Origin of the sequence: Rathayibacter sp. AY1C4, from assembly GCF_002932195.1 — a bacterium.
Classification (GTDB): Bacteria; Actinomycetota; Actinomycetes; order Actinomycetales; family Microbacteriaceae; genus Rathayibacter.
The window spans coordinates 1-11,263 of the sequence record NZ_PSWE01000051.1 but is presented as its reverse complement, the minus strand read 5'-3'; the positions used below and the strand labels follow the sequence as shown (position 1 = coordinate 11,263).

Sequence of the window (11,263 nt, the reverse complement as noted above, 5' to 3'; positions counted from 1 at the left end):
GGCTCCGCCGGTCACGTCGTAGAGGCGCGGGAGCAGCGCGGTGAGCGTCGTCTTCCCGGAGCCGGTGATGCCGACCAGTGCCATCGTCTCCCGGCGCCCCCGCGCAGAAGCGCCCGAGCACGCTGCAGACCCTGCTGCGCCTCGTCCCCTTCGTCGGCGACTCCCTGCCCCGGCTGGTCGGCGGCATCGCGGTCGCGCTCGTGGCGAGCCTGGTGTCGCTGGTCATCCCGATCGTCCTGCAGCAGCTCGTCGACGGGCCGCTGGGGGACGGAGCGGCCTCCGCCGGCTCCGGCGACCTCGGGCCGCTGATCGGCCCGGTCGCCGTCATCCTCGTGCTCGGCGTCGTCGAGGCCGGTGCCATCGCGCTGCGCCGCCGGATGGTCCTCACCCCCAGCACGCGGATCGAGGCGCGCATGCGCTCGGCGCTCTACAGCCGCCTGCAGGACCTCCCCGTCTCGTTCCACGACCGCTGGCAGAGCGGGCAGCTCCTGTCGCGGGCGATGAGCGACCTCAGCCTCATCCGCCGCTGGATAGCCTTCGGCTTCGTCCTGCTCGTGGTCAACGCGCTGACGATCGTCGTCGGCTTCGGCGTCCTCGTCTACTGGAACCCGATCCTCGGCGTGCTCTTCGTCGTGTGCTCGATCCCGGTCTGGATCTACGGGTTCGCGTTCGAGAAGCGCTACTCGAGCATCGCGCGCCGCAGCCAGGACCAGGCGGGCGACCTCGCCACGACCGTCGAGCAGTCGGTGCACGGCATCCGCGTCCTCAAGGCCTTCGGCCGCCACCAGCACGCGCTGGAGAACTTCGCCGGCCAGGCCGAGAAGCTCCGCGGCACCGAGATCGACAAGGCCCGCGCCATCGCCGGGATCTGGCTCGTCCTGCTGCTGGTGCCGGACATCGCGTTCGCGCTCTGCCTGCTCGGCGGGGTCTGGCTCGCCGCGGTCGGCCAGCTGAGCGTCGGCGAGCTGTTCGCCTTCTTCGCCACCGCGACCGTGCTGCGCTGGCCGGTGGAGTCGATCGGCTTCCTCCTCTCGATGACCTTCGACACCCGCACGGCGGTCGACCGCTACTTCGAGGTGATGGACAGCCGGAACACCATCACCGACCCGGAGGACCCCGAGACGATCCTCGAGCCGCGCGGTCGGGTCCGCTTCCGCGACGTCCACTTCCGCTACCAGGACGCCCCCGAGCGCTACCGCGACCTCCTCGACGGCGTCGACCTCGAGGTCGAGCCGGGCGAGACGATGGCACTGGTCGGCATCACCGGCTCCGGGAAGACGACGCTCACCGCGCTGCTCCCGCGCCTCTACGACGTGACCGGCGGAGCCATCGAGCTCGACGGCGTCGACATCCGCCGGCTCCGCCGCGACGAGCTGCGCACGCACATCGGCATGGCGTTCGAGGACGCGACGCTCTTCTCCACGAGCGTGCGCGAGAACGTCCTCCTCGGCCGACCCGACGCGACCGAGGAGGAGCTGCTCGAGGCCCTCGAGATCGCGCAGGCCGACTTCGTCCACCGCCTCCCCGAGGGCCTGGACACGAAGGTGGGCGAGGAGGGGATGAGCCTCTCCGGCGGCCAGCGCCAGCGCCTGGCCCTCGCCCGCGCGGTGGCCGCGCGTCCGGCGGTGCTCGTCCTCGACGACCCGCTCTCGGCGCTCGACGTCGACACGGAGGCGCGCGTCGAGGCGGGGCTGCGCCGCGTGCTCGGCGACACCACGGCGATCATCGTCGCCCACCGCCCCTCGACGGTGGCGCTCGCCGATCGCGTGGCACTGATGGAGGAGGGCCGCATCACCGCGGTCGGCACCCACAGCGAGCTGCTCGCGAGCAGTCCGCACTACCGCTTCGTCATCTCGAGCCTCGACGAGGACGAGCTGACCCGGCCCGCCGGGACCGAGCGCATCGGCTCCCGCCCCACGACGACCCACCAGGAGACGCGATCATGAGCACGCTCGGTTCCTCCGAGGAGCGCGACGACCTCAGCAGAGCGGAGTCGGCGGCTCTGCGCCGACGCTCGCTGCGGCTGCTCGGCTCCCTGCTGCGGCCGCTCCGGCTGCGGCTGGTGCTCACCGCGGTCGTGGTCGTCATCGCGACCGCTGCCCAGGTCGCGGGACCGGCGCTGATCGCGGCGGGCATCGACAACGGCCTGCCCGCGGTCCTCGCGGGGAACGCGGTCCCGCTGGCGGTCACGGTCGGCGCCTACATCCTCACCGGACTCGTCGGCGCGCTCCTGGTCGCCTGGTACACCGTGCTCTCCGCGAGGGTGAGCCAGGCGATCCTGATCGACCTGCGCAAGCGAGTCTTCCTGCACACCCAGAAGCTGAGCCTGGAGTTCCACGAGAACTACACCTCCGGCCGGATCATCTCGCGCCAGACCAGCGACCTCGACTCCATCCGCGAGCTGCTCGACTCCGGCATCAACCAGCTGGTGCAGGGTGCGCTCTACATGGGCTTCGTCGCGATCGCCCTGGTCTCCCTGGACGGCGTGAGCGGCATCGTGCTCGCCTGCGCCCTGGTGCCGCTCGCGCTGCTCACCCGCTGGTTCCAGAAACGGTCGCAGGCGCTGTTCCGCGGCACTCGCGTCGCCTCGTCGCGGCTCATCGTGCAGTTCGTGGAGTCGATGACCGGCATCCGCGCCGTGCAGACCTTCCGCACGCAGAAGCGCAACGAGTCCGTGTTCGGCGGGGTCGTCGAGCAGTACCGGCTCGCCTACAAGCGCGTCTTCGGAGTGTTCGGCACCTTCGACCCCGGGCTCGTGCTGATCGGCAACGTCACCGTCGCCGTGGTGCTGTTCATCGGCGGCGTCCGCGTGCTCGACGGCGGGCTCGAGATCGGCGCGCTGCTGGCGGTCCTGCTCTACACCCGGCGCTTCTTCGACCCGGTGCAGGAGATGGCGATGTTCTACAACTCCTACCAGTCGGCGGCCGCCGCGCTCGAGAAGATCTCGGGCGTGCTGGCCGAGGAGCCGAGCGTCCCGGATCCGGCCCGCCCGGTCGACCTGCGCCAGGCGCGGGGCCGCCTCGGCTTCGAGGGCGTCCGCTTCGCCTACACCGCCGACCGCGAGGTGCTGCCGCGCTTCGACCTCGACATCCCCGCAGGGCAGACCATCGCCCTCGTCGGGTCCACGGGCGCCGGCAAGACGACGCTCGCCAAGCTGATCTCGCGCTTCTACGACCCGAGCGACGGCGTGGTGACCCTCGACGGCGTGGACCTGCGGCAGCTGCACCCGAAGGACCTGCGGCGCGCGATCGTGATGGTCACCCAGGAGGCGTACCTCTTCTCCGGATCCGTCGCCGACAACATCGCGATCGGGCGGCCGACCGCGTCCTACGACGAGATCGTCCGGGCCGCGCAGGCGGTCGGCGCGCACGAGTTCATCCAGGCGCTGCCGGACGGCTACGACACCGACGTGAACAAGCGCGGCGGCCGCGTCTCGGCCGGTCAGCGCCAGCTGATCTCGTTCGCCCGCGCGTTCCTGGCCGACCCGGCGGTGCTGATCCTGGACGAGGCGACCTCCTCCCTCGACATCCCGAGCGAGCGCCTGGTGCAGCAGGGCCTGCAGACGCTCCTGGCGGACCGCACGGCGGTCATCATCGCGCATCGCCTCTCGACGGTCGCGGTCGCCGACCGGGTGCTGGTGATGGAGCACGGCCGCATCGTCGAGGACGGCACTCCGGAGGCGCTCATCGCCGGCGAGGGCCGCTTCGCCACCCTGCACGCGGCCTGGCGGGACTCGCTCGTCTGAGCGGCTGCCGCTCGCGACTAACGCCCTTGAGCCGATCCCGGCTCAGGGGCGCCAGCGTGCGCTGCGCACGTCGACGCGCCAGCCGCCCGGCGTGACGACGAGGGGCGTGCCCTCGCGCTCGTACTCCCGGCGGGCGCGCTCCTCGTGGCCGACCGGGGGCGCTCCTCCCGCGCGGACGACGCGCCACCAGGCGGTGTCGGAGCCGTAGCGGGCCATCACCGTGCCGACCGCGCGTGCCGCACGAGTGCCGAGGACCGCGGCGATCTCGCCGTAGGCCATCACGCGGCCGGGCGGGATCGAGGCGACCACCTCGAGGACGGCGGAGACGAAGTCGGCCGGCTCCGCTGCCTCCGGCGCCGCGCTCAGAGCGTCAGCGCCCCGATGTTCTCGCCGTACTGCGTCTCGCCGACGACCTCGAAGCCGATCCAGCGGAAGAACTGCTCCGGGCCGTCCTCGCCGGACTCCCAGATCACCGTGAGGGTGTCGAAGCCGCGGGCGCGCGCCTCGTCGGCGGTGGCGCGGACGGCGAAGGTGCCCACGCCGCGGCCCTGCTTCGCCGCGTCGATGTTGATGCGCCAGATGCAGCTGCGGAACTCCTCCGCCGCCTCCGGGTCGAAGTGCGCGTGGATGAAGCCGACCAGCTCGTCGCCGTCCATCACGGCCCGCTGCCAGGAGGCGCCCGGGTCGATCACCGCGGCGGCGGCGGAGTAGGAGACCGGCGCGATGAACTGCTCCTGGCCGGGTTTGAGGCTCAGACCGTTCACGGCGGAGATGTTCGAGGCGGACAGCTCTTCCAGGCGGAGGTCACTCATGCCGTCACTGTACCGGCGGCGCAGGACGGCGGGCATCCTCCTGTCGGGCGACGTGCGCCGGCCCCGGCGCGGACGATCGAGAACTGTCTCGACATCGAGACAGTTCGGGCCTCGGGTAGGCTGGCGGAGGCCATCCGGAGCGGTGCAGAGCCGCCCGTCCCGCACAGGTGCGGGGTCATCGACACCATGGGAGAGCAATGTCCAAGATCAAGGTTGAGGGAACGGTCGTCGAGCTCGACGGCGACGAGATGACGCGCATCATCTGGCAGAAGATCAAGGACACCCTCATCCACCCGTACCTCGACGTGAACCTCGAGTACTACGACCTCGGCATCGAGTACCGCGACGAGACGGACGACCAGGTCACGATCGACGCGGCGCACGCCATCCAGAAGCACGGCGTCGGCGTGAAGTGCGCGACCATCACCCCCGACGAGGCCCGCGTCGAGGAGTTCGGCCTCAAGAAGATGTGGAAGTCGCCCAACGGCACGATCCGCAACATCCTCGGCGGCGTGATCTTCCGCGAGCCCATCATCATCTCGAACATCCCGCGCCTGGTCCCCGGCTGGAACAAGCCGATCATCATCGGCCGCCACGCGTTCGGCGACCAGTACCGCGCCACCGACTTCGTCTTCAAGGGCAAGGGCACGCTGACCGTCGAGTTCACGCCCGAGGACGGCTCCGAGCCGATGAGGTTCGAGGTCTACAAGGCCCCGGACGACGGCATCGCGCAGGTCCAGTACAACCAGGACGCGTCGATCCGCGACTTCGCCCGCTCGTCGCTGAACTACGGCCTCTCGCGCAACTACCCGGTCTACCTCTCCACCAAGAACACGATCCTCAAGGCCTACGACGGCCGCTTCAAGGACATCTTCGAGGAGATCTTCGAGACCGAGTTCAAGGAGCGCTTCGACGCCGCGGGCCTCACCTACGAGCACCGCCTCATCGACGACATGGTCGCCTCGGCCATGAAGTGGGAGGGCGGCTACGTCTGGGCCTGCAAGAACTACGACGGCGACGTCCAGTCCGACACCGTCGCGCAGGGCTTCGGCTCGCTGGGCCTGATGACCTCCGTGCTCTCCACGCCCGACGGCAGCGTCGTCGAGGCGGAGGCGGCGCACGGCACCGTCACGCGCCACTACCGCCAGCACCAGGCCGGCAAGCCCACCTCGACGAACCCGATCGCCTCGATCTACGCCTGGACGCGCGGCCTCGCGCACCGCGGCAAGCTCGACGGCAACCAGGAGCTCATCGACTTCTCGCTCACGCTTGAGGACGTGGTCATCAAGACGGTCGAGTCCGGGAAGATGACGAAGGACCTCGCCCTGCTCGTCGGCCCCGAGCAGGGCTGGCAGACGACCGAGGAGTTCCTCGCGACCCTCGATGAGAACCTGAAGGCCCGCATGTCGGCCTGATCTCCGGCTTCAGCAGACGCGTCCGGCCCGCACGATCCTCGGATCCTGCGGGCCGGAGGCGTCTCCGGGCCCGGTGGGACGCGCCCGGGTCGAGCGCCTCAGAGCGCCCGGGCGAGCTCCTCCATCGCGTGGAGCGGATCGGGCCCCGACGGCATCAGCACGACGCTCGACGCACCGGCCTCGTGCAGCAGGCCGATGCGGCGACGAGCGTCCTCGGGAGTGCCCACGACGGCCAGCTGGTCGACCCAGACGTCGGGCAGGTCGCGGACGAAGGCGGCGCGGTCGGCGCTCTCGGCCCGCAGGCGGGCGAAGTCATCGGCGAAGGGGAGCGGCGCGATGTGCGGCGCCCAGTCCGGCTCGCCGATCCACTCGAGTCCCAGCCGGACCGCGTCGCGCGCGGCGGCCGCGTCGTCGTCCACGGCGGCCACGTTGTAGGCGACGATCCGTCCGGTGCCGCCGAGGTGGCCGCGGGCCGCCGCGAGGTACTCCGGAGTGACGGGCTCGGCCAGGACGACCCCGTCGGCGATCCGGCCCGCGAGCGCCAGCGACTTCGGTCCGCGGACGCCGGCCAGCAGCGGCGGCACGACGGAGGGCGGCGACTCCAGGACGAGGCCGTCCACGTGCACGTAGCGGCCGGAGCGGTGGGTGCGCTCGCCGGAGAGCAGCGAGCGGATCGCGTCGAACTGCTCCTCGAGCAGGGTGAGCGGGCTGCGCGGCCAGACGCCGAGGCCGCGCATCCAGTGCGGCATCCCGTGCCCGATGCCGGCGTGGACGCGGCCGGGGAACAGTTCGGCGAGAGTGCCGAGCTCCATCGCGGTGAAGGCCGCCGTGCGGACGGCGGCGGGCAGGATGCCGATGCCGACGACGATCCGCTCGGTGGCGGCGAGCACCGCGCCGGCCTGGGCGATGCCGCCGCGGAAGCCGAGGTCCTCGACCACCCAGAGCTCGTCGAAGCCGAGCTCCTCGGCGCGGCGGGCGTAGCCGAGCACCTCGGAGGCGGGGAGATCGCGGGGGAGCAGGACGCCGACAGCGGTGTCGGAGGAGGAGGCGCGCATCCGGCCAGCGTAGGGCGTGCGGACAGGCGGAGGGCCCGCCCGCACGATCGCGGACGGGCCCTCGCTCGTCGTCCTATTCGGCGGCCGCCTCGCCGATCCGCACCTGCTCGGGGCGGGCGGTCGAGACGACCTCGATGCGGCGGGGACGCGCCTTCTCGCTGACCGGGATGGTCACCGAGAGCACGCCGTTGTCGTAGGACGCGGCGATGCGCTCGGTGTCGACGCCCTGGCCGAGGCTCAGCTGGCGGACGAAGGTCGCCGACTGGCGCTCCCGGGTGATCCAGGTGACGTCGTCGCCGCTCGCGACGGTGCGCTGGGCACGGATGGTGAGGAGCTGCCCGTCCACGTCGACGTCGACGGACCCCGGGTCGATGCCGGGGAGGTCGGCGGTGAGGACGTAGTGGTCGCCGTCCCGGTACAGGTCGATCGGCATCCGGCGGGGCCCCTGACCGGAGCCGAGGAGGGCGGCGGCGAGGCGGTCCAGCTCGCGGACGGGGTCGTAGGTGACAGCCATGAGATCACTCCATTCAGTCGTGCAACGAAGAGTTCCAAGAGTTGAGCCGACCCGGCTCAACGCGTTTAAATTAGCACTCGGGGAGGGGGAGTGCCAACGGATCGGCCCCCTTCAGCGTCAACTTCGTTACCTGTTCGTAACAAAGCTGGGCAATCGAGTTCGTAGGGTCGTTTCTGTGTGGAAACCGATCCGGTTCCCAGCGAATGTGAGTAAGGACATCGATTGCCGATCCACCTGTCCCACCGACCACCCGTCCGCCGCGCTGAGAGGCGCATCCTCGCGGGCCTCGCCGTCCTCGGAGTCGCCGCGACCGCGGCCTTCGCCACCACCGGCGCCAGTGCCGCCCCTCTCGCCGGCAGTGCCTCGCTCGTCGGCGGGCTCTCCGTCGGCCAGAGCTTCGACGACGGCGACTACGTCGTCACCCTCGTCGAGCCCTCCGCGGCCACCTACCAGGGCAGCGATGCCCGCTTCGCCCGCACCGCGCCCGTCGACGGTGCGCAGCTGCAGGCCGCCTCGGCTCCGGTGGAGGACTACTCCGCCCACCTCGAGCAGCGCCAGGAGGACGTCGCCTCCGCGGTCGACGCCGCCATCGGCTACCACTACACCGTCGCCCTCAACGGCTTCTCCGCGACCCTCTCGGGCGAGCAGGCGGGCGAGCTCGCGAGCCGCCGCGACGTCGCCCAGGTCCGCAAGGTCGAGAACCTGAAGGTCGACCGCGCCGCGCAGGCCTCGCCGCTCGCCGCGGCCGCCGCCGGCACCCCGGTGCCCGACACCGGACAGCAGCGCTCCACCGACTTCCTCGGCCTCGAGGGCGAGAACGGCGTCTGGCAGAAGCTGGGCGGCATCGACAAGGCGGGCGAGGGCGTCGTCGTCGGCGTCATCGACTCCGGCATCGCGCCCGAGAACCCCTCCTTCGCAGGCGCGCCCCTGGCGACCTCGCCCGGAGCGGCCCCCTACACGGACGGCACCACCACCTCCTTCGTGAAGTCGGACGGCGGCACCTTCGTCGGCTCCTGCTCGCCGGGGCTCCCCGCCTCCGAGCAGTGGGACGGCGACGAGTGCAACCAGAAGCTCATCGGCGCACGCTGGTTCCTCGCGGACGAGGAGGTCGGCTCGACGGACAACCCCGAGTACCGCTCCCCGCGCGACGCCGACGGACACGGCTCGCACACCGCGAGCACGGCAGCCGGCAACAACGGCGTCGAGGCGAGCGTCGACGGCTACGACTACGGGAAGATCTCCGGAGTCGCCCCGGCCGCCAAGGTCGCCGCGTACAAGGTCTGCTGGAACGGACCCGACGAGGGCACCGACGACGACGACTTCTGCTCCGGAGCGGGCATCCTCGCGGCCATCGACGCCGCGACCAAGGACGGCGTCGACGTCATCAACTTCTCGATCGGCGGCGGCTCGGCCACCTCGACCCTGACCGCGATCGACGAGGCGTTCCTCAACGCCGCCGCCGCGGGCGTCTTCGTCGCGGCCTCGGCCGGCAACTCGGGTGCGGGCGCCTCCACGCTCGACCACGCGTCGCCCTGGTACACCACGGTCGCCGCGTCCTCCATCCCGACCTACACCGCGACCGCCGCTCTCGGCGACGGCCAGAAGTTCGTCGGAGGATCCATCTCGGTCCACGAGGACGTCACCGGACCGCTGGTGAACAGCGCCGACGTCGTCCGCTCGGGCGCCGAGAACCCCGCCATCTGCGAGACCGGCACCCTCGACCCCGACAAGGTGAAGGGCACGATCGTCGCCTGCACCGCGGGCGTCACCGCGCGCGTCTCCAAGTCGGCCGAGGTCGAGCGGGCCGGCGGCATCGGCATGCTGCTGCTCAACCCGACCCCGAACGCCCTGCACGTCGACGACCACTCGGTCCCGAGCATCCAGATCGACTCGCAGGCCTACCAGGCGATCACGACCTACGCCGGCACCGCCGGTGCGACCGTGACCCTCTCCGAGGGCAACTCGTCCGGAGCCTCCATCCCCGTCCCGCAGGTCGCCGGCTTCTCGTCGCGCGGACCCGCTGAGGCGGACGGCGCCGACGTGCTGAAGCCCGACCTCACGGCGCCCGGCGTCGCGATCCTCGCCGACAGCTTCAACGCCGAGGGCGACGACCCCGCCTTCGCATTCGAGTCCGGCACCTCGATGTCGTCGCCGCACGTGGCGGGCCTCGGCGCGCTGATCCTCGGCGCGACCCCGAAGGCCTCGCCGTCCGCGGTGAAGTCGGCCATGATGACCTCCGCCTACGACAGCGTCGACCAGTCGGGCGCCGCGTCCGAGGACGTCTTCGCCCAGGGCGCCGGACACGTCGACCCTGCCGCGTTCCTCGATCCCGGACTGCTCTACCAGAGCGGCACGGAGGACTGGATCGCGTTCCTCAAGGGTGCGGGCTACGTCTTCACCTCGAACCCGGTGATCGACCCGATCGCCGCGATCGACCCGTCCGACCTCAACCAGGCCTCGATCGCGATCGGCGCCCTCGCGGGCACGCAGACCGTGACCCGCACGGTCACCTCGACCGGCGCGGGCACCTACACCGCCTCGGTCGACGGCCTCGCCGGGATCGACACCGTCGTCTCGCCCTCGACCCTCTCCTTCACGGGTGCGGGCCAGACGGCGGAGTACACGGTCTCCTTCACCACCGGCTCGGCGGCGCTCAACCAGTTCGCCACCGGCTACCTGACCTGGGCGAGCGCGGAGCACGACGTCCGCAGCCCGATCGCGGTGCGCCCCGTCCTGCTGGACGCGCCCTACGAGGTCTCCGGCACCGGCTCGACCGGCACCGGCACGGTGACGGTCACGCCCGGCATCACCGGCGCGCTGCCGCTCACCGCGAGCGGTCTCGCCGAGGGTGTCCTCGCCGAGGACGCCACCGCCGCCGACGGCCACTCGGCGACGCTCCCCACGGGGAAGTCGCTGACGACCACCGTCGTGGTGCCGGAGGGCGCCGAGTTCGCCCGCTTCGACCTCGACTCGCTCGACGACGCGGCCGACCTCGACCTCACCGTCACCAGCGAGAGCACCGACAAGGTCTTCACCTCGGCGACCGGCTCGGCCGACGAGCGCGTCGACATCGCCGACCCCGCTCCGGGCGAGTACACGGTCCAGGCCGATGTCTACTCGACCGCTCCGGGATCCTCGACCGTCACGTTCGACTTCCGCAGCTTCGTCATCACTCCGGAGAACGGTCTCGGCTCGCTGAGCACCGACCCCGCCGTGGTCGACGCCGTGCAGGGCGAGCCGATCGCGTACGCGGTCTCCTGGTCGAACCTGGCGGGCCCGGCCCGCTACCTCGGCCGTGTCGCCTACACCGACTCGGGACTCGCGACGCTCGTGAGCGTCGACGTCACCGAGGCGGTCACCCCCACCCCGACGCCGACCGCGACTCCGGAGCCCACGGGCACCCCGGAGCCGACCGCGACGCCGACGGCCGGCCCCACCGCCGGACCGGGGGAGCCCACCTCCACGCCGACCGCCGGACCGGGCGCGCCCGGCCACGGCGCCGGCGGCCTCCCGTCGACGGGCTTCGACGGCGGTCTCCTCGGAGCCGCCGCCCTCGCCCTCCTCGGTGCAGGTGCTGTGATCACCGGCCTCCGACGCCGCGCCCTGGCGCAGCGTCGGAGGCCGGTGATCACAGCACCTGCACCGAGGCGCGTGAGGGCGCCGGAGCCGGCGGGGGCGGAGGCCGGTGACGACAGCGCGAGCACCCAGGAGGGGGAGGCGGG

General features: G+C 71.8%; 8 protein-coding genes. 4 read left to right on the top strand and 4 right to left on the bottom strand.

Going from position 1 to position 11,263, the window contains the following annotated elements; genetic code table 11:
* Positions 1 to 77 precede the first annotated feature (77 nt).
* Both C5C99_RS16315 and C5C99_RS16310 read left to right on the top strand, forming a co-directional pair.
* Positions 78 to 1,946 (top strand): ABC transporter ATP-binding protein, encoded by a 1,869-nt coding sequence (locus C5C99_RS16315; protein WP_104340415.1) that lies wholly within the window; start codon positions 78 to 80, stop codon positions 1,944 to 1,946.
* Positions 1,943 to 3,745 (top strand): ABC transporter ATP-binding protein, encoded by a 1,803-nt coding sequence (locus C5C99_RS16310; protein WP_104340414.1) that lies wholly within the window; start codon positions 1,943 to 1,945, stop codon positions 3,743 to 3,745. The genes C5C99_RS16315 and C5C99_RS16310 overlap by 4 nt, the downstream gene beginning before the upstream one ends.
* A gap of 42 nt (positions 3,746 to 3,787) precedes the next feature.
* Here C5C99_RS16310 and C5C99_RS16305 read toward each other — a convergent pair whose 3' ends face one another.
* Positions 3,788 to 4,111, bottom strand: coding sequence for an MGMT family protein (locus tag C5C99_RS16305; RefSeq protein WP_104238475.1), 324 nt, complete (start codon positions 4,109 to 4,111; stop codon positions 3,788 to 3,790).
* Positions 4,108 to 4,557: a GNAT family N-acetyltransferase gene (locus tag C5C99_RS16300; protein ID WP_104224946.1), complete on the bottom strand. Its 450-nt coding sequence runs from the start codon at positions 4,555 to 4,557 to the stop codon at positions 4,108 to 4,110. Before C5C99_RS16300 ends, C5C99_RS16305 begins: the two co-directional genes overlap by 4 nt.
* Positions 4,558 to 4,754: 197 nt before the next feature.
* Between C5C99_RS16300 and C5C99_RS16295 the strand changes: the two genes are divergently transcribed.
* Positions 4,755 to 5,972 carry an NADP-dependent isocitrate dehydrogenase gene (locus tag C5C99_RS16295; RefSeq protein ID WP_104224939.1) on the top strand — a complete coding sequence of 406 codons (1,218 nt, stop codon included), beginning with the start codon at positions 4,755 to 4,757 and terminating at the stop codon, positions 5,970 to 5,972.
* A 98-nt stretch (positions 5,973 to 6,070) separates the two neighbouring features.
* Here C5C99_RS16295 and C5C99_RS16290 read toward each other — a convergent pair whose 3' ends face one another.
* Positions 6,071 to 7,027, bottom strand: coding sequence for an LLM class flavin-dependent oxidoreductase (locus C5C99_RS16290; RefSeq protein WP_104340413.1), 957 nt, complete (start codon positions 7,025 to 7,027; stop codon positions 6,071 to 6,073).
* A 73-nt stretch (positions 7,028 to 7,100) separates the two neighbouring features.
* Entirely contained in the window at positions 7,101 to 7,541 is a 441-nt protein-coding gene (locus tag C5C99_RS16285; protein WP_104340412.1) for an Hsp20/alpha crystallin family protein, read from the bottom strand.
* A gap of 222 nt (positions 7,542 to 7,763) precedes the next feature.
* Here C5C99_RS16285 and C5C99_RS16280 point away from each other — a divergent pair.
* Positions 7,764 to 11,263 (top strand): S8 family serine peptidase (locus tag C5C99_RS16280; RefSeq protein ID WP_104340411.1); only part of this gene is annotated, 3,500 nt, incomplete at its 3' end.